Here is a 25,996-nt window from a genome sequence, read left to right as displayed (position 1 = left end):
TCTAAGTGCCTATTGGATGGAGACGTTATATTTTCGCAGCCAGAGATCTACTTGCGCCAGATACGCAAACAGCTGAGGACCGGACATGAGCTGACCGAACCAAGGGAGATTGGTAGAGGATTCTGGGGAAGCGGCGATCTCACGGATTTTGGCAGCATCAATTAAAGGGAGTATAGGCGAAGTAGAGTCATCTAGAATGTTCAATACTTGTGTTCGTACGGCATTTAAATAGGTTGGATTGTGGGTTTTCGGGTAAGGACTTTTTTTACGATATAGCACATCGTCGGGAAGAATGCCTTCAAGTGCCTTGCGCAAAATCCCTTTTTCACGACCATTCAAGTTCTTGATTTCCCAAGGAATATTAAAAACATATTGAACGAGGCGATGATCACAATAAGGAACACGTACCTCTAGTCCGGCGCCCATACTCATTCGGTCCTTACGATCAAGCAGAGTAGGCATGAATCGGGTGATGTTTAGATAGGACATTACGCGCATTTGTGCTTGTTTACCTGTCTCCCCATCCAATTTTGGAACTTCTGCTACTGCATCACTGTATCTGTCACCCAAATATTCCAGCGGCCGAATCCATTCATTGACTTCAGGGGATAATAGACTTGCGCGCATTTTAGGGGCAACTGACCAAGGGAAAGTACCTGAGGAGAGCATCTCCTCCCGATGGAACCAAGGATATCCGCCAAAAATCTCATCAGCGGCTTCACCGGAAATGGCTACAGTAGCATTCTTTTTAATCTCGCGGCAAAATAAATATAAAGAAGAGTCCACATCGGTCATCCCAGGTAAATCGCGTGTGTACAGGGCATTATCAAGTGCTTCTACAAGCTCTGGCGTATCAAATGAGATATAGTGATGGTTTGTATTTAATTCATCGACCATTCGCTTAATCCACGGTCCATCTGCTCCGGGCTGAAAAGTATGACTCTTAAAGTGCTTGTCGTTATCGACATAATCGACGGAATACGTATCCACTCGTCCCTGACCGTTTCGGTTGTAGTAATCGACTGCAAGTGCTGTTAGCGCACTGGAATCCAGCCCTCCCGACAAGAGGGAGCAAACAGGAACATCTGAAACCAGCTGACGTTCGAGCGTATCCTGCAGCAGTTCACGCACCTTAGCGGCTGTCTCTGTTTCATTGTCAGTGTGTTTTGCGCTTTCCAGCTTCCAATAAGCATAACTGCGCAGACCTTCGCGACTATAGATCATGGCATGCCCCGGACGAAGTTCCTGCATATCCTTATATACACCGTGTCCGGGAGTACGGGCTGGGCCGACAATAAAGATTTCTGCTAGTCCTTCGGGACCTACGACAGGCTGTACCTTGGGGTGCTGCAGGAGCGCCTTAGGCTCTGAGCCAAAAACTAAGACATCATCCACCTTACTATAGAACAGGGGCTTCACACCTAAGCGGTCACGTGCAAAAAAGACCTGATCTCGAAGACCGTCCCACACCGCAAAGGCAAAGATTCCATTGAGCTTCTCTGCGCAATCCGGCCCCCATTCGATATAGGCATGCAGCAGAACCTCGGTGTCACATTGGGTACGGAATTGATGCCCACGCTGCTTAAGCTCTTGTTTGAGCTCGGGTGCGTTATATAATTCGCCGTTGTACACAATCGCATATACCTGTTCCTCATGGCGGGTGATCATAGGCTGCGCGCCGTTCTCTGGATCGATAACGCTAAGTCTGCGGTGACCGAATGCGCAGGGGCCTGAAATCCAAGTTCCAGCTGCATCGGGTCCGCGGTTTGCTAAAGTTTCAGTCATTTTGACCAGCAACTGCGAGTGCTGCGTGAGATCTCCGCGCCACTGGATAAATCCGGTTATTCCGCACATGATGGTTCATCCTCTCTTATTGTGCGATTGTTGTCCTTACTTTTTTGCCAAGTAATACAGATATATGCCGAAGGAAGGCATAAAATGTATGTCCTTATCCGAACACTAGGGGAGAGAGGAATTTGCCAGGAGGGAAGGATGACAGGTGTATTATATTAAAGATGCCAAGATTCGCAGAATGATGGAGTATGACGGTGCACCTTGTGCAGAAGTAGGGGTGCTGCCAGGTGCTGTTAGTGATCCTGCGCTTTTGGTGTATATCGTAGAAGATCAGCGCGAGGAAGGATACGAGATTGTCCGTATTCTCACTAATGATGCGGATACTTCTACCGATTGGTTTGATAACAATATGCATGACGCTTTTAAAGATGTGACTTCGAGCGCGTTTACAGGCAGTATGATTATGTCGCCAGAAGATGAACGTTCTAAATTTCAGAGAGAATTAATGACATACGGAGATTTAAAAAAGCAGCTGGAGCAGCATTTTCGGAATTTGGAGTAGAGTAGAAACGAGGGTATCCTTGAGCTATGAAAATAGCTTGGTACCCTCGTAATTATTAAAACAGGATGAAGATGACTTATTTTCCAAAATGTTTGATCTTGAAAAATCTGCTGAATACGGTATAATAAATATCGTTGCGTCAATACATATCATTATTTCTTATATGTCCCGGTAGCTCAGCTGGATAGAGCATGCGCCTTCTAAGCGCACGGTCAGGGGTTCGAATCCCTTCCGGGACGTCAAGTAACAGCCTTCCATCGGGAAGGCTGTTTTTGCGTGCAGGGAAAGAGAAGCCCGGGTGGTTCGTCGGAGCATAAGCATCGATAGAAATAGCTTCGCAGTCAGCCCGAAAGGGCTGCATCCCGCTCGGGGCAAGTAACAGCCTTCCATCGGGAAGGCTGTTTTTGCGTGCAGGGAAAGAGAAGCCCGGGTGGTTCGTCGGAGCATAAGCATCGATAGGATCAGCTTCGCAGTCAGCCCGAAAGGGCTGCATCCTGCTCGGGGCGAGTAACAGCCTTCCTTCGGGGAGGCTGTTTTTGCGTACGTGGGAAGAGAAGCCCGGGTGGTTCGTCGGAGCATAAGCATCGATAGGATCAGCTTCGCAGTCAGCCCGAAAGGGCTGCATCCCGCTCGGGGCAAGTAACAGCCTTCCTTCGGGAAGGCTGTTTTTGCGTGCAGAGCACCCTGCATCAAAGAAAACGAAGCTCTAATAGATAATTAGGGAATATCTCCCTATAATCCAGAGATTTCTGCTCAATAAACTAACAATTAGGGAAATTCTCCCTGTAATTTAGCTAATTCGTTGGCGAATATAGAAATTCCCTCGATTTTTAGGGAGGATTTCCTTCATTTTATTCATTTTTAGAAATTATCGGCTAAATACAGGGATTTTTTCCCTAATTCCTCTCAAAAAGGCCAACCCAATAATCCTGGTTGGCCTAATTATACGAAAAAAAGCTGCCGAGAAGCCTATCTTGCATATACCCACCTAAAGAAGCGGCCAGATTTCCTCCCAGACAGTGTCTAGTATAGCTTGCAAATTATCTTCCATACTGTTAATAGCGATTACTACTTGAGCATCCGGTGCAACAATACAGAATTGTCCGTAAGCGCCATCAGCACGATAAGCATCGTGTGTGCACAGCCAGAATTGACAGCCGTACCCTTGGCCCCAATCACCGTCGCCATTATTCTCGATCTGCTTTTGCGTGACAAAATCGATCCAAGCTGCAGGAATAAGCTGTTGCCCTTGCCATACTCCTTTTTGCAAAAGAAGCTGTCCAAATCGGCTTAATTCTTCCGTGTTAATCTGAAGACCGGCACAACCTAGGGTGATCCCTTGAGGGGTCATTTCCCAATCGACATTTTCAATGCCTAGTGGGGCAAAGAGACGGGGAACGAGGTAATCTTTTACGGTTTGTCCGACACTGGCCTGTACCATTGCAGAGATCATAATGGTATCCCCGCTGCTGTAGGTAAATTGTTCCCCGGGACTTCTGTCCAAAGGCAGAGATAGATAATGTTGTATCCAGTTTACGTCCTTCAATGCTAATCTCTCTTCAACCCAAAATGGAGGGGAATCATGACCTGTGCTCATTCGCAGTAAATCGAACAAGGTCAATTCACCAGGCTGCATTGAGGGAAGGGCTTGCTTATGAGTGAATGCGTAATCCGGAAACACATCTTTTAATGTTGTATCTAGTGTTAGCTTCCCTTCTTCGATGGCCAGTCCCACCGCCATGCATGTAAAAGATTTGCTGACCGAATGCTGCAAGCGCCGAATATCCTCCGCGAGATCCAGTTTGCCCACTAGAGTTCCATTTTGAAGCACGCGAACATTGAACACATTCAATCCACGTTCACGGATCTGAGCTTCGAAGCGAGTCATGTTTAACATAAAATGTAGCCCTCTCTCTCTAAGATTCCAAGCTGAGATTAGATAATTTAGTAGTCGATATGATTGAAAAAAATGTGGAAACGTTTCCTCTATACAGATATTAAATAGCTAAATCGATGGTATTCCATTCTTATTTTAAAGTCAATTAAAGCGGGGAAACTAGTAATTAACACCAAATCCCTTGAAAAATTAAAATAAATTCGAAACGCGAGTTGGTTTTTGTCAAAAAAACATAGGTTGACTTCTAAAAAATATCTGTCCATAATGAACGTATTAAGCGATTTGAATACGAAAACAGTCAAAATGATGTCATGGGAAACGTTTCCCATCATTTCAGGGGTTTCCACTAAGCTGATTTTATCAGATGAAGGGGGAGCTCATTATAGGGGTGAAACAGGAGAAATTATGAATATCAAGGATATTGCAAGGCTATCAGGAGTTGGTATCGCCACGGTTTCCAGGGTAATTAATAACTCCGGTGTCGTAAGTGATGCAACCAGAGCTAAAGTAATGGCTGTTGTAAGAGAACATAATTATATTCCAAATGGAAATGCGAGCAATCTGAAAAAAACGCGTTCTAATACGATAGCGCTTATGGTTAAGGGAATTGCAAACCCGTTTTTTGCAGACATGATCAAAGAAGTAGAGCGTCAAGTGAATCTGCGCGGCTGCCCGCTTCTGATCCAGCATGTTGAAGATGGTGTGGATGAGATCAATGCTGCTCTTCAGCTCGTAAAGGAAAAGAATTTGTACGGGGTAATCTTTATGGGTGGTACATATGACCATTCTGAAGAAAAATTCAAACAATTGCCAATCCCATTTGTTTTGACTACCATCACGACTACGAAGGATGTTGATCCTGCCGTATTCTCCAGTGTGATCATTGATGATATGCAAGAGTCTTATAAAGCTGTGAGCTATCTGATCTCACTTGGACACCGGAACATTTGCTTTTTGGCCAGATTTCCTTTGGTTCAGCATACTACCGGTAACCGTCGTCTTATGGGTTATATCAAGGCGCTTGAGGATCATGGGATTGAGTATGATGCTTCCTTGGTAGAGGATTGTGAATACAGTCCAAGTTCTGGCTTTACGGCTACGAAAAGACTGCTCAATAAGAAAAAAGACATCACCGCTGTATTTGCCGCATCAGATACTATTGCTATCGGAGCTGCCAAAGCTTTGTTGTCTTTGGGTCTATCGATTCCAAATGATATTTCGATCATCGGATTTGACGGTATAGAGATGGCAGAATACTATCACCCATCGCTGGATACGATCAGCCAACCTGGGGTGGATATGGCGAAAGCCAGTGTTGAAATTCTGTTTGATCTGATCTCGGGACAATCGGAGAACAAACATGTGGTATTCGAGTCTGTTTTGGTTAAACGAGGATCTTGTAAGAAGATTAATATATAAGCATAAACGCCTTTGGCGTCCTTATAAGGACGGTAAGCGTTTGAGCGAGTAATAGAAGGATAATTTATAGCGTAAGCATATACTTTTTTATATTTTAAAAAAAGGTTCCGTAAGGAGATGACATATGGCACTTCTAACCGTTGAGACCGGTTCTCCTACCTTAAGAATGACAACGTCCATCAGTATAATCTCCCCAGTCGATTCGGGCAATACCACCGGAGGAACGCTCTATCTGTTGCATGGTGCTGGTGATAATGCTAGCACTTGGTACCGGCTGACTACCATTGAGCAGTATGCTAACAAGTATGGCTGCACAGTCATAATGCCTCAGGTAGGCAGAAGTTATTATACAGATATGGAGTACGGACTAGATTACTTCCACTATGTTACGCATGAGCTTCCTGAGCTTTGTGGCCGAATGATGAGACTGGATGATGATCCGAAAAAGACATACGTTGCCGGTCTGTCGATGGGCGGATATGGGGCCCTAAAATGTGCGCTTACCTATCCCGAAAGATACAGCAAAGTAGTTTCTTTATCGGGTGTTACAGATATTCAGAAAAGATTGAAAGACCCGCAGATGTCTCCGGATATGGCGAGGGAGATGGCAGGCACTTTCGGAAAACGCTTACAAGTTAAGCCGGATCAAGACCTATATGCTTTAGCGGCTAAATTGGTCAACGATAACCGTAAGTTGCCTTCGATTCTGACTTGCTGTGGTTCGGAAGATCCATTTGTGGAGATGAACCGGGAATTTGCTTCTCATATGCAAGCGAGTCCGTATACCTTTCAATATGTTGAGACCCCGGGAACGCATGAATGGGGATTCTGGGAGGAACATCTGAAGACAACTTTTGATTTCTTGTACAACAAAGAATAATGAGCAATTACAGAAAGAGATATTATGGAGGATTTGAGATGAAAGACCAGCAACTGACGTCGCTGCTAAACCAGATGACGCTTGAGGAGAAAATAGCACAATTGCAGCAGCTTGCGGCAAATTTTTATGAAGGAGCGGAAGAAGGAGGCCAAATTACTGGTCCTATGGCATCCATGGGGATTACAGATCACATGATTGAGAACAGTGGTTCAGTACTTGGTCTTTCGGGCGCAGAGCAAGTCATAGCCGTCCAAGAAGCTCATTTACGTAAAAATAGATTGGGTATTCCATTGTTGATGATGGCGGATATCGTGCACGGCTTTAAGACGATTTTTCCGGTGCCCTTGGCGATTGGCTGCTCTTGGGATATGGAGCGAGCAGAGCTAAGCGCCGAGATTGCGGCTAAAGAAGCGGCAGTCTCCGGTGTACACGTCACTTTTGCACCTATGGCGGACCTTGTTCGAGACCCGCGCTGGGGACGAGTGATGGAGTCTACTGGTGAAGATCCTTATTTGAATGGTAGGTTTGCCTGTGCATTTGTACGCGGATTTCAGGGGAATGACTTGACGGATGATGTAAATCGTCTGGCGGCTTGCGTTAAGCACTTTGCGGCCTATGGTCTATCCGAAGGCGGACGGGATTATAATACGGTTGATTTATCAGAACGTCAGCTACGGGAATATTATCTGCCAGCTTATCGTGCAGCACTAGATGAGGGCGCAGAAATGGTTATGACTTCGTTCAACACAATTGACGGTATTCCAATAAGTGGGAATGTTAAGTTACTTCGTCAACTGCTGCGTGAGGAATGGGGCTTTGACGGTGTGTTGATCTCGGATTGGGGCGCGGTGAAGGAACTGATCCCGCATGGTGTCGCCGAGGACGAGGCTGAAGCAGCGCTTAAAGCTATCAAGGCTAGCGTGGATATCGAGATGATGACAGAGTGTTATGTTCACCAATTGCCATCTCTTGTAGCTGATGGGCAAGTGGATGAAAGTATCATTGATGAAGCCGTACTTCGTATTTTGAAATTGAAGCAAAGACTGGGCTTGTTTGAGAATCCGTTACGTGGGGCAGATATAGAGAAAGAGCGCGAGGTAATTTTCTGTGAGGCTCACCGGACAGCAGCGAGGGAATTAGCGGTTAAATCCTGCGTTCTACTAAAGAATGATCAGGTTCTGCCGCTTGCGACAGAGCAGCGGATTGCGCTAATCGGACCGTTTGCTAATAACGGAGATATTCTTGGACCATGGTCCTGGTTGGGTTCAACAGAAGAAGCTAGCCGTCTTGCTCCAGCTCTTGAAGCTCGTGCAGCTGCAGGTAAGGTTACCGTTGCAGAAGGCTCCGGGATTGAGAGCTTTACAGAAGAGCAATGGCTGGAGGCGAAAGCGGCAGCGCTGGAAGCCGATGTGATTGTGCTGGCACTTGGAGAACATTCAGATATGAGCGGAGAAGCTGGAAGTCGTTCAGATATCCGCTTGCCGGAAGCGCAGCGTGAGCTTTTGCAACGTATGAAGACGCTGGGTAAGCCTGTTGTGGTGGTGTTGTTTAACGGACGCCCACTAGATCTTAGCGGTGTGATCGAGAACGCGGATGCTATTCTGGAAGCCTGGTTCCCAGGAAGCGAGGGCGGCGCGGCGATTACCAGTCTACTGTATGGTGACGAGAATCCGTCAGGAAGATTAACGATGTCTTTCCCTGTATCTGTTGGGCAAATTCCGGTCTATTACAATCATTTCAACACTGGACGTCCTCTACATGTACCGGGTGCGGACAAACGTTATGTCTCACAATATCTGGACATTCCTAATGAGCCGTTCCTGCCATTTGGCTTTGGTCTTAGTTATACGACATTTAGCTACAGTGAACCGATCCTTTCTGGAGTAATAATGACGAAGGATCAGCCTATTAAGGTAACTGTTACGGTGACAAATACGGGCAATGTGCATGGAGAAGAGGTAGTGCAACTCTACATTCGAGACATTTCAGGAGAAGTCGTAAGACCGATGAAGGAACTGAAAGACTTCGTCAAGATCAGTCTCTCCCCGGGAGAAAGCAAGGAAGTGAGCTTTACGCTTACGGAAGAACAGCTTCGTTACTATCATAGCGATTTAAGCTTTAGCAGTGATCCTGGACAATTCAAATTGTTTGTGGGTCCAAATAGCCAAGAGGTTAAAGAACGAGATTTTCGCTTAGCATTAGATTATGTAGAATATAAACGGCACTAGCTGTCGAAATGGAGGAAATACAAGAATATGACTACTACTATGAATTCTAACATCCATTTAAACGCCGGGGACTTATCATTCATTTTTACAAACAGCGGGGACCTGTTCCAAGTTCTTCATGAACGGACAATGATCAATCAATTGCTGCCTAATATTGTGGATGGCTCCTTATCCAATCTATATTTACGCATTCATAGTAATGGAAGCATTCAAGCTGTTCCTTTGCTTGGCATTCATTCTTCAAGTACTGTACGTAAGGCTGGGAACCGCTTGGTTTGGGAAGGTACTGCGGAAAAAATTGAGTATCAGGTTATTTTTACTCCGACGGCTCAAGGCGCTTGGTTCTGGGATGTGAAGCTTTCAGGGCAAGACGCAGATGTGGATCTCGTTTACGGACAAGATGTTGGTATTGCCGATATCGGTGCTGTTCGCAGTAATGAAGCCTACCTGTCACAGTATATTGATCATGCCGTATTCGAGGATCAGTCAAAGGGATATGTAGTATGCTCCAGACAGAATCAACCGCAAGGTGGCAAATTTCCATATCTACAACAGGGTGCAATCACTAAAGCAGCAAGCTTCTCAACGGATGGTTTCCAATTCTTTGGATTGTCTTATAAAGAGACCAATCAACCGGAAAGCCTGAGTCATGAGCAATTAAGTAATGAAATCTATCAATATGAATTCGCTTATACTGCGCTGCAATCGGAGCGGGTGAAGCTGAGCGGGGAAGCCCGATTTGTATTTTATGGATTGTTCAAGCAAGATCATCCAGAAGCGATCACCTCGTTAGAATTCGCGAAGGATGTTACTGCGGCTTGGGAAACTGTAAAAGAGTTGCCTTTAGAAGTTGAAGCAACGCTCGAACGTTCTTTCCTAACGAAAGAGCTGGGCGCGCCTCTGGCTGCAAACTCTCTGACGGGCGAAGAGATCGATGCCTTGTTCCCGGTTCGTTTTCAAGAAGAGAAAGAGGGAGACCAGCTTCTGTCTTTCTTCACGGAAAATTATGAGCATGTTGTATTGAAAGAGAAGGAACTTAAGGTAGAGCGCCCTCATGGACATATTCTAATGAGTGGGGATAATGCCCGACTTAACGATAAGGTCATCACTACGACTTCCTATATGTACGGAATATTTAACTCTCAAATCGTTATTGGTAATACTAACTTCAACAAACTCATGACCAATGCAAGAAATGCACTTAACATTCCGAAAGCTTCAGGACAACGTATCTATGTGCAGTGGAATGGTGAATACCGTCTGTTGACCATGCCTTCTCTATTCGAGGTTGGTTTCAACTATGCCCGTTGGTATTACAGAACTGATGGCGAATGCTTCATTATTACGAACTACACTACTGCAGATTCTCCGGAGATATTCCTGAATGTGCGTACCGAAAGCGGAAAAGCTTATCGCTATCTAGTCACTAACCAAATCACAATGAACGTTAACGAATACGAGCTTCCATATCAATTCAAGCAAGAAGAGGGAACCGTAACTTTCTCGGCTGACAGAAGCGCACTAAGTGCAGGAGAATATCCTGATCTGCAATATAAATTCCAGGTACAGGGAGCAGATTTTACTCTTCAAAATGAAGGTAGACTTGTCTCTCATGCTGAGCAGACCGATGCACCGCTAGCAGTTCTGGAACTGTCGGAGAGCAGTGAGTGGACATTGAACATTCAAGGTCTTCTGGATGGTAAGGAGATTCAATCGAGCAGTCGTACAGCTGAAGAAGAGATTTCCGCATACCGCGAGTTCTATAGCGGGGTTATGAATGGCTTCCGTTTGACGTTAGGTGATGGGTCGGAAGGCGAGCTGTTTAAGGTAAATGCTCTGGCTTGGTGGTATACCCATAATATGCTCGTCCATTATTCAGTCCCTCACGGATTGGAACAATATGGCGGTGCTGCTTGGGGAACCCGTGACGTGTGTCAAGGACCAGTAGAATACTTCATGGCTACGCAAAAATACGATCAAGTTCGTGAAATATTGCTTACCCTGTATGCTCATCAATATGAAGATGACGGTAACTGGCCGCAGTGGTTCATGTTTGATAAATATACGAAGATTCAGCAAGAGGAGAGCCATGGAGATATTATTGTATGGCCACTCAAAGTGCTTGGAGACTATTTGGCAGTAACGCAAGACTACAGCATTTTGCAAGCGACTGTGCCGTACACTCGTAAGCATAGCTTTGATTTTACAGAGGAAAAAGCGACGCTGCTGGATCATGCACGGAAGGAAGTTGCTTATATTAAGAATCACTTCCTGCATGACACGCATTTGTCTTCTTACGGTGATGGAGACTGGGATGATACACTCCAGCCGGCAAATCCACAGCTGAAGCAGTACATGGTGAGTAGCTGGACAGTGGCGCTTACGTATCAGACATTGAATCAGTTCTCTGAAGTGCTTCATAAAGTTGATCCAGCAGGTTCTGAAGAGCTGAAAGCGATGGTAGAGGGAATCCGTGAGGATTTCAACACTCATATGCTCCAATCTGAGGTAATTCCTGGATTCCTGTATATGGAGGACCCTGAGCAGGTGAAGCTTATGGTACATCCAAGCGATACAGAAACCGGAATTCAATACCGTCTGCTGCCAATGACGCGCAGTATGATCAGTGAGCTGCTTACACCGGAACAAGCTGAAGCGCACTATGAAGTGATCCAGGATAAATTGTTCTGCCCAGACGGCGTTCGTCTGATGAACCGTCCAGCACAATACGTTGGCGGCGTTAGCACTCATTTCAAACGTGCGGAGCAAGCTTCTAACTTTGGTCGGGAAATTGGACTTCAATATGTGCATGCACACATCCGTTATGTAGAAGCTATGGCTAAGCTAGGGAAAACCGATCAGGTCTGGAATGGCCTAGCGGCGATCAATCCGATCGGAATCCGTGACGTGGTGCCAAACGCTGAACTACGTCAGGCTAACTCTTATTTCAGCAGCTCGGATGGTAAATTTAACACCCGTTATGAGGCACAGGAGAATTTCGATAAGCTGCGTAATGGTGATGTAGCGGTCAAAGGCGGATGGAGAATCTATTCCAGCGGTCCTGGGATCTACATGAACCAGTTAATCTCCAATGCACTGGGGATCCGTACGGAAGGCGGGGATTTAATCATCGACCCAATTCTGCCGGAGTCACTGGACGGAATGCACTTTAGCTTTGAGTATGCCGGTACTAAGGTAGAATTTATTTATCACCTTACGGGCTCTGACAACAGTCGGATTACTGTTAACGGTACGGAAGTACAAGCGGAAGATACGCTTAATCGTTACCGTAGTGGCGGTATCCGGATCAAGCGCGAAGACTTTGATCGTCTCTGCGTGGAAGCTGGAAATGTGATAGACATTTATAAGTAAGATCATATTATTTGAAGGGCAATCTCCGTGATAAGCGTGGAGATTGCCCTTTTTTGTGCTACATACGGCTCGGTGTCGGTAACCCAAGCACTTCAAGTACATCCCCTAAAGTGTCCTTAAATCTCGAAGTGAGCCAGAGACGAAAGGCAATGGTTCCTGCCTCACCTTTTAAAATCGGACATAAAGAATAGAAGTTATTGAAGAGTGTGGCTAAGGTATGCGCGTAGGTACAGAGTATATTCGGCGTCAATTCTACACTGGCAGAATACAATGTCTCCTGCCAGAGGCTAAGCTGTCTCAGGAGAGCAAGTTCTGCTTTTTCCATTTCGATAGGGAATTGAAGTACTGAGGCGTCTGTGCTGAATGGGATTGTAGATTTGCTCAAAACACTGCTAGCACGAGCATAGGTGTACATCAGATAAACCCCGGTATTCCCGGATATTTCTGTAGCTTGTTTGAAATCAAACACGATTTCCGTTCCCAGATTGAACCGCAGCAGATAATAACGAATGGCAGCAGCTGCAATGATGTGGCTGGAAAGCCCCTCTTTATCGGAGCGCGAATGTTCTATGTTCTGTTCCATAAGCTTCACTAAATCGCTCACCTTTACGCCAATTCCTTGGCGTCCGGACATGGCATAAGAAGATTTTCCTTCTGAAATATTTATTCCCAGCTCAGCAGCTGAGGCCGGACTAAGAGAAACAACACCGTAACTTACATGATGGAGCTTTTCTGCCTGATCGTTATAACCTAGTGCGCTTAAAGCCTGCTTAACCATTTGTTGCGGATATTCCTGTCTATAATCAATCACGTTAATGACACGGTCTGCATGTCCATAAGGCTCTTGGGTTCCAGTTAATCCTGTGGTCCATAAGCCGGATGAGAATTCACTATAGGTGAAATCCTTGGTTAGTAGACCGAATTTCCAGAGATGATAAGCAATGTCTTTGGCTGTATACGTCAAAATACCATTCGAACGCACAAGCACCTTATCCATCTGATGATCCTCGGAATTCGTTTCATTGTTTACGTCTGTCCCTTGCTTTAGCACCCAGCATCCCGCAAGCTTACCTTCAGTCTCCTGTACAAAAACTGCCGTTTGCTTCAATCGCTCAGATGCGGCTGTCCAGAATCCCTCTTTTAAAATATTACTCTCCCATACCAGCAGGTCATAATGAATACCAAAACGCTTCATTTCCGCTACATGTTCTCTCACGATACGTTCAGCGACTAGGTTGCCCAGCCACGCCTCATTGCCGTCACCCTGTTCAAGAGCATGCAGCATATCCGTGCGCTTGTGTGTCATCTCTGGATTCCGTGCATATTCTTTGTTCACTTTGGCATAAAGATCCCAGCAATAATCACCGAAGCGTTGATGATCTCCTTCCAAAGGTACATTTAATAAACCTACAACTGTATCAGCCAGCTGGTTGCCCAGATCATCAACGTAGTTATGGACCTCAACATTATATCCGGTTCTTTTCATTATTCTGACTAGTGTATCGCCGATGCAAGCATTTCTCAGGTGACCTACATGAGCAGCTTTATTGGGATTGATGGAAGTGTGCTCGATGATGACCTTTTCCCCTGTGCTGTCAGGTAGATCAAAGGAATGTTTAGCCCACACCTGCCAATCGATATACAAATTAATGAAACCAGGAGCAGCTACTTCGACTTTTTGTAAAAGACCTGTGTAACTCTCTTGTAATTTAATCTCTGTTTTTACTAATTCGGCTATGACGAGAGGAGATTTGCGCAGGGTTTTAGCTAGCTGCATAGCAATATTGCAGGAATAATCACCATGCTCCAGATTCGCTGGCTGTTCGATTAGAATAGCAACATCCTTAGGGTAGGAAATATCTAAGCTGTGGAACACTTTTTTTACACTTTGTTCAATGCTGTTTTTGATGATTTGCTTTAACATGTTATACCCTCCTTAGAAAATACAAAAAAGCCCTCGTCTCAAAAGAGACGAGGGCTTAAGCGCTCGCGGTACCACTCTCGTTGCTAAACAGACGTTTAGCCACCTTACAGGATAACGGTCTTTAGCCGGGGCTTCCTACTTGGGTTCAGAAGTCCATCTCACGGGTGCGCTTCATTAGGTGATCTGTGCCGGCTTACACTTACCCGGCTCGCTGAGGACTAGAACACGTTAACTACTCTCCCGCTCATCGATGCTTGAATAATTTTTATCAGTATAACGAATATTTCGAAAAAAGCAATAGGGTGTGTTACTCAGTGAAATCTAGAAGATGTTTGAGTATTAGATTGTTCGATTAGTAGATTGCGAATTCAAAGTATAGAAGGTAGTCATTACTCGAATGGCAATTCCTTTGCATAAATGTCCACACATTAATTTTAAATACAGAATATTACTATATAGAGCTATTAATTATGAACCATGTTACTAGTGTTATAGTTTGTAATCTTTCAAACTGCAGTGGGAGAGAGGAGTGAATAAAGATGGCTTTATATTCAACTGGACCTATAGATAATACTTCAATTCTGGGGGTCAGACAGACTCAAATCGTAACAGTAAAAGTAGTTAACCGTGATTCTCTTAATCCATATAATTTTGTCATTCAAGGCTTTTTATTAAATGGATCAAGAACGATGTACGTGAATGAAATGCTAAATCTCGCACCTAACCAAGTTCTTACTAGGAACTATTTTGCTGATTTAGATGCATTTGAATTTGTGTTTGCAACAGTAGACGAGGTTGAAGCAGAGGTAGGGATTTCGGTCTGGGGAAAACAGGCTTCGGGGCAATTAGTAGATCCTCATCGAATAGCAGCGTGGGAAAAATATTCAGCAATAATCTAAAGGAGTGTTGAGAAATTGAGCTATTTATCTACCGGGCCGATTGATAATACCATGGTGGGAGGTATACGACCTACTCAACATGTTACGATCAAAATCGATAACCGAAGCGATGTTGTTTCTTCTACGGTTCTCGTCCAAGGATATTATATAGATGGGACAAGAACTTTATATGTTAGTGAACTTTTAAACGTTATGCCTGAACAAGTAATATCATCAGATTATTATGCGGATTTTGATGGATTTGAATTTATATTTACGACTTTAAGCCTGGTAGATGATCCTATTCAAATTTCAGTATGGGGAAAAAATAGTATAGGTCAAATCGTGACTGCTCACCGACTTGTTCATTCTGAATTACTCGGTGCAACAGTTGGAGTAACTGGAGCGACAGGGGCGGACGGAGCGACTGGAGCAACGGGAGCAGACGGAGTGACTGGAGCAACAGGAGCAGACGGAGTGACTGGAGCAACAGGAGCAGACGGAGTGACTGGAGCAACAGGAGCAGACGGAGCGATTGGAGCAACGGGAGCAGACGGAGTGACTGGAGCAACAGGTGCGACTGGAGCTGATGGAGCAGACGGGGTGACTGGAGCAACGGGAGCAGACGGAGCAACTGGAGCAACGGGAGCAGACGGAGTGACAGGTGCAACAGGAGCAGATGGAGTGACTGGAGCAACGGGAGCAGACGGAGTGACTGGAGCAACGGGAACAGACGGAGCGACTGGAGCGACAGGTGCAGACGGAGTGACAGGAGCGACTGGAGCAGACGGAGTGACTGGAGCAACAGGAGCGACAGGTGTGACAGGTGCGGACGGAGTGACTGGAGCAACAGGAGCTGATGGAGCAGACGGGGTCACTGGAGCAACGGGAGCAACGGGAGCAGACGGAGTGACAGGTGCAACGGGAGCAGACGGAGCGACTGGAGCAGACGGAGTGACTGGAGCAACGGGAGCAGACGGAGTGACTGGTGCAACAGGAGCAGACGGAGTGACTGGAGCAACTGGAGCAACGGGAGCAGACGGAGCAACTGGAGCAACGGGAGCAGCCGGAGTGACTGGAGCAACAGGAGCAGACGGGGTGACTGGAGCAACGGGAGCAAACGGAGTGACTGGAGCAACGGGAGCAGACGGAGTGACTGGAGCGGACGGAGTGACTGGAGCAACTGGAGCAGCGGGAGCAAACGGAGTGACTGGTGCAACAGGAGCAACAGGAGCAGTTGGAGTAACTGGAGCGACTGGAGCAACCGGAGTAGATGGAGCAACCGGAGTAGATGGAGCAACAGGAGCGACTGGAGTTACCGGAGCAACAGGAGCAGCTGGAGTAACTGGAGCGACAGGAGCAGACGGAGTGACAGGTGCAACAGGAGCAACAGGAGCAACGGGAGCAAACGGAGTGACTGGTGCAACAGGAGCGGACGGAGTGACTGGAGCAACTGGAGCAACGGGAGCAGACGGAGCAACTGGAGCAACGGGAGCAGCCGGAGTGACTGGAGCAACAGGAGCAGACGGGGTGACTGGAGCAACGGGAGCAAACGGAGTGACTGGAGCAACGGGAGCAGACGGAGTGACTGGAGTAACAGGAGCAACTGGAGCAACGGGAGCAACGGGAGCAGACGGAGTGACTGGTGCAACAGGAGCAACTGGAATAACAGGAGCAACAGGAGCAACGGGAGCAAACGGAGTGACTGGAGCAACGGGAGCAAACGGAGTGACTGGTGCAACAGGAGCAACAGGAGCAGATGGAGTAACAGGAGCGACTGGAGCAACCGGAGTAGATGGAGCAACAGGAGCAACTGGAGTTACCGGAGCAACAGGAGCAACTGGAGTTACCGGAGCAACAGGAGCAACTGGAGTTACCGGAGCAACAGGAGCAACTGGAGTTACCGGAGCAACAGGAGCAGCTGGAGTAACAGGAGCGACTGGAGCAGACGGAGTAACTGGAGCAACCGGAGTAACTGGAGCGACTGGAGCAACAGGAACAACAGGAGCAACAGGAGCAACAGGAGCAACAGGAGCAACAGGAGCAACAGGAGCAACAGGAACAACAGGAGCAACAGGAGCAACAGGAGCAACAGGAGCAACAGGAGCAACAGGAGCAACAGGAGCAACAGGAGCAACAGGGGCAACAGGTGCAACAGGAGTAACTGGAGTAACAGGTATTACCGGAGCAACAGGAGTCACGGGTCCGAATATTCAACAAGAGGGATTTTCGGCATTTAAATCTTCATTGTCGGTCTCCACTTCCTCACAAATAACAGGTTGGACTGTAACAACACCATTTTATGATAGCCCGACTTTCGACGAAGTTGGGGGCAATTATACCATTCCGACAACCGGCAGATATTCAATTGAAGCTACTATCAACTATTCCACAACTGCCTCAATCTCAATTAGTCTCGGCAGTGCGATCAATCCAGCTTTCGTAGTTCAGAGAACTTCTCCAACAACAACAAATCTGGTTAGTGGATTATTTCCAGTGTTGGATGTGAATGTTGCGCTTATTCTAACTTTGAGAGCTATTTTGGGAAGCGGGACTGTAACGTTGGCTGGTGAATTTGCACTGACAGCAGGTGATGTTATTGGTTTGTTCTATGTGTCAAATGGCTTGACGGTTCCTTTGGATTTGGGCGGCGCTAACACAGCGGGTATCGTTTGGTCTGTTCATGAATTGACTTAATTTATTCACGTAGTTTGATGGTAAAAAGAGGGGGTACTCTGGAGCGTGAGTAAGGTTCCTGAGCTATCCTCTGTTTTGTTAAAGGGACATGTTATGGGGAGAACAGAATAATGCTCCTAAGATCTACAGCTAATTAAATGATGATAGATTTTCAGAGTTTTTATAAGTATTTAATATGTATAGTAGTAGCTTTTGATGGATGTCCACACCTTAAATCAAGATAAGAATATTACTATTAAGAGCCGGAAATTTCCAACTGAAAAATATAATAGGCTCATTGCTAGCGAATTTAGAGTAGATCGGAGGAATGTTTATAGTAACGCAACTATTTAGAGTTTTTGTAGGACAATCTTTTTGTAGGCAATCTATTTAAAAATAAAAGGAGTTGATAACTTGAGTTATTTATCTACTGGACCTATAGAAAACAATCTGGTAGGCGGAGGAAGACCCACCCAGCTGGTTACTATTAAGCTTGTCAATCAGAGTGATGTTTCTGCGGCTATGATACAAATTCAAGGCTACTATATGAACGGTACAAGAACACTATATGTTAGTGAACTTCATACTGTGGGTCCTAATCAAGTGCTAACGAAAGATTATTATGCAGATTTTGATTCATTCGAATTTTTATTCATAACATCAGCTCAGATAGACGATCCAATTCAAGTCTCAGTTTGGGGAAAAAGCAGCACAGGCCAATTAGTGACTGCCCATCGGCTTGTATACTCTGAATTGTATAGTGAATATATAGGTTATACAGGAGCTACCGGAGAAACCGGTGCCACAGGAGATACGGGGGCGACGGGAAGTACAGGTGCAACGGGAGCGACCGGAAATACAGGTGCAACGGGAGCGACCGGAAATGCAGGCGCAGCAGGAGCAACCGGAAATGCAGGCGCAACAGGAGCGACCGGAAATGCAGGCGCAACAGGAGCAACTGGAAGTGCAGGCGCAACAGGAGCAACCGGAAGTGCAGGCGCAACAGGAGCAACAGGAGTCGCAGGTGTAACAGGAGCGACCGGAAGCGCAGGTGTAACAGGAGCGACAGGAAGTGCAGGCACAACAGGAGCAACCGGAAATGCAGGCGCAACAGGAGCAACCGGAAATGCAGGCACAACAGGAGCAACCGGAAGTGCAGGCGCAACAGGAGCAACCGGAAGCGCAGGCGCAACAGGAGCAACCGGAAGCGCAGGCGCAACAGGAGCAACCGGAAGCGCAGGCGCAACAGGAGCAACCGGAAGTGCAGGAGCAACAGGAGCAACAGGAGTCGCAGGCGCAACAGGAGCAACCGGAAGCGCAGGCGCAACAGGAGCGACAGGAAGTGCAGGCACAACAGGAGCAACCGGAAATGCAGGAGCAACAGGAGCAACCGGAAATGCAGGCACAACAGGAGCAACCGGAATTGCAGGCGCAACAGGAGCGACAGGAAATGCAGGCGCAACAGGAGCGACCGGAAGTGCAGGCGTAACAGGAGCGACCGGAAGTGCAGGCGTAACAGGAGCAACCGGAGTCGCAGGCGTAACAGGAGCTACGGGTTCAGGAGCCATTATTCCATATGCTTCTGGTCTGCCAGCTGTTATGACCACAGTATTGGGAGGTCTTTTGAATACTTCAAGTGCGATTGGTTTTGGTAGCACTGCAACAAATATCGCTATTACAGGTGGCACTATAGATCTTACAGGAGCAGCTGGAACCTTGCTGAACTTTGCGTTCTCAGTTCCTCGAACTGGAACGCTTACTTCTATGGCAGCCTATTTCAGTACGACAGCTTCCGTTAGTTTGGTTGGTTCTACAGTAACAATCACGGCTCAATTATACAGATCTACTACACCTAACAATACCTTCACAGCAGTACCTGGGGCTTTAGTTACATTAAGTCCTGCTCTTACAGGATTAATTTCTCTTGGATCTATTAGCAGTGGGAATACCACAGGTTTGAGCATTCCTGTAACTGTGGGAGAGCGCTTGTTGTTGGTCTTTACTTCAACGGTAACGGCTGGCCTTGATGTTGCAGCAACCGTTGCAGGCTACGCTAGTGCAGGAGTTACAATCGCATAATCTGATGATGATTATGACGTATTTACTATAGAAAAAGGGATATCCCAAAAGCCATTTGGCTGAAGGATATCCTTTTTTTCTTCAAACATCATTACACCTAGATCATCAGAATTTCCCGGATGTCTTGTTCTGTCAGAGTAGATAACCCTTCCTGGCCTGGCTGGATTACCTCATCGATCAAGTTCCTTTTCTTCTGTTGTAGCTCATACATCTTCTCCTCCACAGTGCCTTGGGTGACGAGCCGAATGACTTGCACTACTTTTTTCTGCCCGATTCGGTGAGCCCGATCTGCAGCTTGCTGTTCGACGGCAGGGTTCCACCACAGATCGTATAAGATTACAGTGTCAGCCCCTGTTAAGTTGAGTCCGGTTCCGCCAGCCTTTAAAGAGATCAGGAAAATATCCCGCTCTCCTTCATTAAATTTATTACATAAATCTACCCGCTGTGACACAGGCGTTTGACCGTCTAGATAAAAATATGGAATGCCTTGATATCCAAGCTCCCGTCCAATTAGGCCAAGCATTTCTGTGAACTGGGAGAATACTAGCATTCGTTTACCTGAGCTGCGGCATTCCTCGATGATTTCAAGAAGCTGCTCGAACTTGGCGGAGCCTCCTTCATACCCATCTACAAAAAGAGCCGGGTGGCAGCATAGCTGGCGCAGACGGGTGAGTCCCGCAAGGATTTTAATCCGATTATTATTGCCAAAGCTATCTTGTGTAAGATGCTTAAGCGCCTCTTTTTTCAAACGGGCGAGATAAGCGACATATAACTTCTTCTGCTCAGGCAGTAGCTCACAGGCTTGAAGGGACTCGATTTTCTCAGGAAGCTCCTTTAACACATCACTCTTTAAGCGCCGCAGCAAAAAGGGACGTGCCCGTTTAGCAATAACATCTCGCGGTAAATCGTGGAAAGCCTTCTTGCCTGGAAACAGCCCAGGGAATACAGTGCCGAAGATGGACCAAAGATCTTCCAGCGCATTCTCCACAGGAGTCCCAGTAAGTGCAAAACGATGCCGGGCCTGAAGAGCCATCACAGCTTGAGCGGTTTGTGTTGTATGGTTCTTTATAGTTTGTGCTTCATCGAGAATTAGGGTATGAAAAGATTTCTTAGCATACAACTGTACATCTCTGCGAAGCAGCGGGTAAGAGGTGATGATTACATCAGCCTTTGCTGCATTTTTTAAAATTCGACCGCGTTCCGTTAAACTTCCATCTGCAATAACAGCCTTGATTTCAGGCGTAAATTTTTTGAGTTCATTAAGCCAGTTGTAGGTAAGAGACGCCGGAGCGACAATAAGAGCCGGCAGACCACTCTGACGAATATTTGGAAGCTCAGAGAGCAGAAAAGCGATACTCTGCAACGTTTTTCCAAGACCCATATCATCCGCCAAAATACCGCCAAAACGGTAATGGGCCAATGTTTTCAGCCACTGAAATCCATACTGCTGATAATCCCGAAGCACAGGAACTAGACTTTCTGGTATAGGAAAATCAAGGTTCTCAGGGTTGTGCATATTCGCCAGTAGCCGCCTAAAAGATCTGCCAAGCTTAACGGAGTCACTTTTCTCGTCTGCGGAGGTCAAATGTAAACCACGTACAATCGGCAGAGAAAATGCGGCACCTTTGATCTCACCTTCCCGAATACCCATTTCGTTCATAAAGGTGATGATTTCTTGAAGCTCCTCACTTTCCAGCGGCAGCAACGCCCCTTCGGGCAAGCGGTAGTATTTACGTTTATCCTGAAGTGATTTCAAGACCATCACAATCTCAGATTCGGGAATACCACCCATGTCGAATTTAAAATCAAGCCAGTCGGTTTTCTCATTCCAACTAATGCTCACCTTTGGTGGCGTGGTCCCCGTGAACAATCTATCTTTGACAGCGGTGGTCGCATAGACCGTTAGCAGTGGCTCAAGCAACGGAATCGTATGGTACAAAAAATCGTACTCACCTTCCTCATCCGTCATAATATACCCGCCTTCGGTTTTGGCGAAGGATTCATGCCCCATTAGCTCCAGAATTCGGGCCTCTCCTTCGCCGTCGCGAATAAGAATCAAGTTCGTACCGCGAATATGGGCATTTTCGTCTAAAGGATTGATAATGATGTCACCATACTGAAACTCTAACCCTGCGAGTAGTCTATCTCTCACACGGTCCAGATAAAGCCTCGCTGTAAGCTTGTGTTGTACAATTCGATCAGCAATGGAGTCGGCGATATGCACGTTGCCCAGTTTTTTCAGTCCAGGAATAACCTTGTCCATAAAAGGCTCCATTTGCTCAGGTGCGATATCGATGCCATCTCGCCGGGAAGATTCCAGCATTTTCTTCATCTCAGATAGGCGCATGCATTCCTGAGGGGATAGCTTCAACAGCTTCCCTTCAGACAGCACGAGTCCATAGTCTTCCAGAACTGAGATCTGCTCAAGTCCTTGAATATCCAGATGGTATCCTTCGCCTTCGGCTTGCTCGAATGCAAAGCTAAGAGGCGGTGCTTCATTAGACATATGAATGCCTACGTGTAGTATCTCTCCTTGTTGCAGATATACCGATGAAACCTCTGAAAGCGCAGGCTGGAGCGTCTCCCAGAAAAAAGGAGGGACAGCCAGCAGGCGATCTCCTCCCAGGTTACCACCATATGGAGAGTAGTTAGTGACGTTGTCACGATACATTTTTTCATTTAAGACAATTTCAATCAGCTTCTGAAGAACGATGTTATCTTCCTTCCGAAAGCTGTGAATGGCAGGATCATAGATGAAATGCTTAGAGAACTCGAAGGTTTCTCCACGATGAATGCGTTCCAGAAAACCTCTTATTTTATGAACGACATATAGACGTTTCAAGCCGACTTTTATTTCTATCCCCAGCATGGTAGCGGTGTAGCTGTAAGTGAATGGCTTGCAGATGAACTCTACATTTAATGGGATTCTATTGTCCACAAAAGCTCCAGTACCACTCGGACGCGGCTTATGGTTGCTGAACATGCCTAACAGGCTGCTCACCAGATGCTGATCTCTGGAATTTCCTCCTATGTCTCGCGTAGAATCCGTAACTATACGTGGGGTTAAGACTCCGGTATCTTCTATAGAAGAAAGACGGGTGGCCCCGGAAGGCTCCGCCTGTTCTCCGGTAGACTCAAGGGCATCAATGCTGATCAATACGGCAGCAATATGTTTGCAGAAAGGCCCCCCATGTGAGTAAGCGGGACAAGTACACTCTGCCGATACATCACCATCGATATCAATGACAACCATGACTTCGTAGCCAATGCCCCCTTGAACGAGCGCTTCATAACGAGATCTGGGCAGATCTGGGATGGATTCATTTCGTTCTTCAATATCAAGGATATCGACGCTTCCAGACTGGTGATAAGCCAATCCTTTTTCAAAAATAGACTTGCCGCACAGCAGCTTAATTACCCGTTCTGTTACACTAAAGCCCATAACATAATTCCTTCCTCGTAACTTGTTCTTCGAAAAGTCCGATTATTATATAGTTCTTATGATAACAGAACGGGCGTGCGCATCAAATAGGGGCCGCGGCTCCACCAATCCCATGCATAATAAAATGGATCGTCAGGTTAATCTCTTCGTCGTCGTTCCAGTCCTTCTCTGGCTGTAGCAGCAGGCGATTAATCACATACCCTACAACGGATGAAATAGTGAAGCGTAGAATAGCGGGTGCAGGCAATTCAATGACTTCGCCTTTTGCCTTGAAATGTTCAACAATTTCGATGAAACGTTCCAGCACTTTACTCAGAATATTCTCCGTGAATTGCTCTTTGAGCTTTGGCTGGAAAGGGATCTCCTGAATTAGGATCTTTAGAATTTTATAATTCTTGCGGGCAAACTCCAACCGATTACTGATGAATGACCGCAGGAATTCTTCAAAACTGTCAAAGGGTACGTCAAGTACCCCGTTGAAATTCCGTAGCACAAAAGGGGCGAGCATACGACTCATGGTGGGAGCTACGATGGACAGCAGTAAATCTTTTTTGGTCTTGTAATATCGGAAAATCGTTCCCTCTGCTACGCCTGCCTTTTGAGCAATCACACTAGTCGCTGTAGCAGCGTATCCTTTTTCGGAGAACACCTCAATCGCCGCATGCAAAATGGAAATCTGCTTCGGTGTCAATTTATCGTCTTCACTTCTGGCCAGCAGCTCTTCAATCCACTGCTCTTCTATATTTTGATCCGCAGAATCATGTTCTTTCATTACATTTATCCTCCAAACTTGGTTCATTCCGTTCAACCGATGAAAGTTCTTAGTGAGGCTACATTTTCCGGTGTTTGCGCAGTGCCAATACATTCAGAATCATGAACAGTAGTGAGAATCCGATCAGCACATAGACATCCAAAGCGATGGAGTTCCATCCTTTGCCACGGATCATGATGTTCATAAGCGCTTCTGATCCATAATAAATCGGGGTCGCGTAGCCGATGCGCTGTAGCCACAGTGGTAGGGTGTCGAGTGGGAACAGTCCGCTGAGGAAAACTTGTGGCACGATAACGAGTGGAATGAATTGAATCATCTGTAGCTCGTTAGCTGCAAAAGCAGATAGTAACGTGCCCAGCGTCAAAGCTGTCATCGACAGGAGTAAGGTGATCAGCATTACGTAACCAAAGCTTCCTGTCATCATAATGCCAAGAATCTGAATGGAGAACCATGAGATCAACAGCGCTTGGAATACGGTGAAAATGCCGAAACCACATACATACCCGAGTACAATCTCCCATCTTTTTAAAGGAGTGGAAAGCAAACGTTCAAGGGTGCCTGTAGTCCGCTCTCGCAGGAAAGAAACACCGGCAATCAGGAATACGAAAAAGAAAACAAATACACCAATCATAATTGGACCGAAGCGGTCGATCGTCTTCATATTCTCAGAACCGTATAGGTAGCTGATCTGGGGCTGTAATTGTAATGGTGTCTCTGTACTAGGAAGAAGCTTCTGAGATAGCTGTTGAAGCGTCATAATTACCGCCTTGTTGGCCGTTGGATTGCTGCCTTCTAACAACACTTGGGGCATGCCTGGTGATTCTCCGGCCTTTCCGTCCAAAGTGATCAAAGCGTCAATCTTTCCTTCTACTAGAGCGTCTTTTCCTAACTCTGCGCTGGCATAATCTTGGATTGTGACCTGTTGTTCTTTTAACGCAGCTGAGATACTTAATGGCACTTCGGATATTCCGATTGTTGGCTCATAGGCATCACCGTTAAATACCAAGCTCATTAAGCTTAGAACGAGGAGCGGTGCGATAAACATTAAGGCCATCGTTCTTTTATCATGAATAAATTGTCGCAAAATCCGTAAGGTGATCGCTCGGATTCTCATGAACGGACACCTCCATAATATAGAAAGGCTTCTTCAATAGAAGTTGAGCCAGTGGCTTGAAGTAGTCCAGCAGGTGTGTCGGCGGCAAGCAGCTTGCCATCACGTATCATTCCGAGGCGATCACATTTCTCTGCTTCGTCCATGACATGCGTAGTTAATACAATCGTGGTACCTTTCTGGTTCAGCGCTTTTAATTCTTTCCATATAGATAAACGCAGTACAGGATCGATGCCAACGGTAGGTTCATCAAGAATAAGCAGCGGAGGCTCATGGAGCAGAGCAATCGCCAGGGATAGGCGGCGTTTCATTCCGCCAGAGTATTGATCTACTCTTTTGCGCAGATGCTCTTGTAGGTCCACCAGTTCCATAACAGCTTTGATACGTTTGCCGCGCTCCGCACCTTTAAGTCCATATAGCGCAGCGAAGAACTCCAGATTTTCTTTTGCGCTGAGTTCCGTATATAGGGCATCGGATTGAGCCATGTATCCAATTTGCTGCAGGATGGATAGCTTAGGCATGGTGACACCAAGCACCTTTACCTCGCCTGAGGTCACCACATCGATACCTGTTAACAGCTTCACTAGCGTTGTTTTTCCGGAGCCAGATGGGCCTAGTATACCGAAGATTTCTGCACGTTCGACTTGAAGCGAAATATCCTCGAGAACCTGTTTGTCTCCAAAGGCTTTTCTGACACGGTTCACTGAAATGACTGGAAATTCCGGACCCATATTCATCTCCTCGATTCTGAATAGTCTGGGATACTGAATGGTGTTACAGAGTGCTCTCCAACACGATAATGAGTGAGCGCTCGCTCATTATTGTGCTCCGGAATCCAGTAAATGTAAAGTATTCAATTTTTGGCTGAAAGCTGCTTAAAATCAGGTATAAATCGCAAAGTAGCGGCATTTTTACACAAGATGTGAATACTTGTTCACGAACCGGCTTGATATGATGTTAAC

General features: G+C 46.3%; 15 protein-coding genes, 1 tRNA gene and 1 other annotated feature. Of the genes, 9 read left to right on the top strand and 7 right to left on the bottom strand.

Going from position 1 to position 25,996, the window contains the following annotated elements; translation table 11 throughout:
• Positions 1-9 precede the first annotated feature (9 nt).
• On the bottom strand, positions 10-1,854 hold the full coding sequence (gene asnB, locus R50345_RS23960) for an asparagine synthase (glutamine-hydrolyzing) (RefSeq protein WP_042130690.1): 1,845 nt from the start codon (positions 1,852-1,854) through the stop codon (positions 10-12).
• A 145-nt stretch (positions 1,855-1,999) separates the two neighbouring features.
• Between asnB and R50345_RS23955 the strand changes: the two genes are divergently transcribed.
• Together R50345_RS23955 and R50345_RS23950 are read left to right on the top strand one after the other, a co-directional pair.
• The gene (locus tag R50345_RS23955) at positions 2,000-2,356 is read left to right on the top strand and encodes a hypothetical protein (protein WP_042130688.1); all 357 of its coding nucleotides are present in this window, start codon (positions 2,000-2,002) and stop codon (positions 2,354-2,356) included.
• A 165-nt stretch (positions 2,357-2,521) separates the two neighbouring features.
• Positions 2,522-2,595, top strand: a tRNA-Arg gene (locus R50345_RS23950).
• 749 nt (positions 2,596-3,344) lie between these two features.
• Here R50345_RS23950 and R50345_RS23945 read toward each other — a convergent pair.
• Positions 3,345-4,253: a serine hydrolase domain-containing protein gene (locus R50345_RS23945; protein ID WP_042130687.1), complete on the bottom strand. Its 909-nt coding sequence runs from the start codon at positions 4,251-4,253 to the stop codon at positions 3,345-3,347.
• 264 nt (positions 4,254-4,517) lie between these two features.
• Between R50345_RS23945 and R50345_RS23940 the strand changes: the two genes are divergently transcribed.
• The 4 genes from R50345_RS23940 to R50345_RS23925 all read left to right on the top strand — a co-directional run bounded on the left by R50345_RS23940 (position 4,518) and on the right by R50345_RS23925 (position 12,152).
• A complete protein-coding gene (locus tag R50345_RS23940) occupies positions 4,518-5,672 on the top strand; it encodes a LacI family DNA-binding transcriptional regulator (RefSeq protein ID WP_231573908.1) in 1,155 nt (384 codons plus the stop codon).
• Positions 5,673-5,796: 124 nt separating this feature from the next.
• Entirely contained in the window at positions 5,797-6,552 is a 756-nt protein-coding gene (locus R50345_RS23935) for an alpha/beta hydrolase (protein ID WP_042130685.1), read from the top strand.
• Positions 6,553-6,590: 38 nt separating this feature from the next.
• Positions 6,591-8,780 (top strand): beta-glucosidase BglX, encoded by a 2,190-nt coding sequence (gene bglX / locus R50345_RS23930; protein WP_042130683.1) that lies wholly within the window; start codon positions 6,591-6,593, stop codon positions 8,778-8,780.
• A 27-nt stretch (positions 8,781-8,807) separates the two neighbouring features.
• On the top strand, positions 8,808-12,152 hold the full coding sequence (locus tag R50345_RS23925; RefSeq protein WP_042130681.1) for a GH36-type glycosyl hydrolase domain-containing protein: 3,345 nt from the start codon (positions 8,808-8,810) through the stop codon (positions 12,150-12,152).
• 58 nt (positions 12,153-12,210) lie between these two features.
• On the opposite strand, the gene R50345_RS23920 is transcribed toward R50345_RS23925, so the two are convergent.
• Complete coding sequence (locus R50345_RS23920; protein ID WP_042130679.1) at positions 12,211-14,076, bottom strand: arginine--tRNA ligase; 1,866 nt, start codon at positions 14,074-14,076, stop codon at positions 12,211-12,213.
• A 40-nt stretch (positions 14,077-14,116) separates the two neighbouring features.
• Positions 14,117-14,333 (bottom strand) — a binding site (T-box leader).
• Between the two features lie 282 nt (positions 14,334-14,615).
• Here R50345_RS23920 and R50345_RS23915 point away from each other — a divergent pair.
• The 3 genes from R50345_RS23915 to R50345_RS23905 all read left to right on the top strand — a co-directional run bounded on the left by R50345_RS23915 (position 14,616) and on the right by R50345_RS23905 (position 19,709).
• A complete protein-coding gene (locus R50345_RS23915) occupies positions 14,616-14,975 on the top strand; it encodes a hypothetical protein (RefSeq protein WP_042130677.1) in 360 nt (119 codons plus the stop codon).
• A gap of 192 nt (positions 14,976-15,167) precedes the next feature.
• Entirely contained in the window at positions 15,168-17,651 is a 2,484-nt protein-coding gene (locus R50345_RS23910) for a beta strand repeat-containing protein (RefSeq protein ID WP_081954276.1), read from the top strand.
• A gap of 393 nt (positions 17,652-18,044) precedes the next feature.
• Positions 18,045-19,709, top strand: coding sequence for an exosporium glycoprotein BclB-related protein (locus R50345_RS23905; RefSeq protein WP_042130675.1), 1,665 nt, complete (start codon positions 18,045-18,047; stop codon positions 19,707-19,709).
• Positions 19,710-19,806: 97 nt separating this feature from the next.
• Here the strand turns inward: R50345_RS23905 and R50345_RS23900 are convergent, their stop codons facing one another.
• From R50345_RS23900 to R50345_RS23885, 4 genes are all read right to left on the bottom strand, one after another.
• A complete protein-coding gene (locus R50345_RS23900) occupies positions 19,807-23,151 on the bottom strand; it encodes a DEAD/DEAH box helicase (RefSeq protein WP_042130673.1) in 3,345 nt (1,114 codons plus the stop codon).
• Between the two features lie 82 nt (positions 23,152-23,233).
• Positions 23,234-23,923, bottom strand: coding sequence for a TetR/AcrR family transcriptional regulator (locus R50345_RS23895; protein WP_081389966.1), 690 nt, complete (start codon positions 23,921-23,923; stop codon positions 23,234-23,236).
• Between the two features lie 58 nt (positions 23,924-23,981).
• A complete protein-coding gene (locus tag R50345_RS23890) occupies positions 23,982-25,037 on the bottom strand; it encodes an ABC transporter permease (protein WP_042130672.1) in 1,056 nt (351 codons plus the stop codon).
• The gene (locus tag R50345_RS23885; protein ID WP_042130670.1) at positions 25,034-25,765 is read right to left on the bottom strand and encodes an ABC transporter ATP-binding protein; all 732 of its coding nucleotides are present in this window, start codon (positions 25,763-25,765) and stop codon (positions 25,034-25,036) included. Before R50345_RS23885 ends, R50345_RS23890 begins: the two co-directional genes overlap by 4 nt.
• Positions 25,766-25,996: the final 231 nt, after the last annotated feature.

The organism is Paenibacillus sp. FSL R5-0345, from assembly GCF_000758585.1.
Taxonomy (GTDB): domain Bacteria; phylum Bacillota; class Bacilli; order Paenibacillales; family Paenibacillaceae; genus Paenibacillus_AQ.
This window is presented reverse-complemented; position numbering and strand designations above follow the sequence as displayed.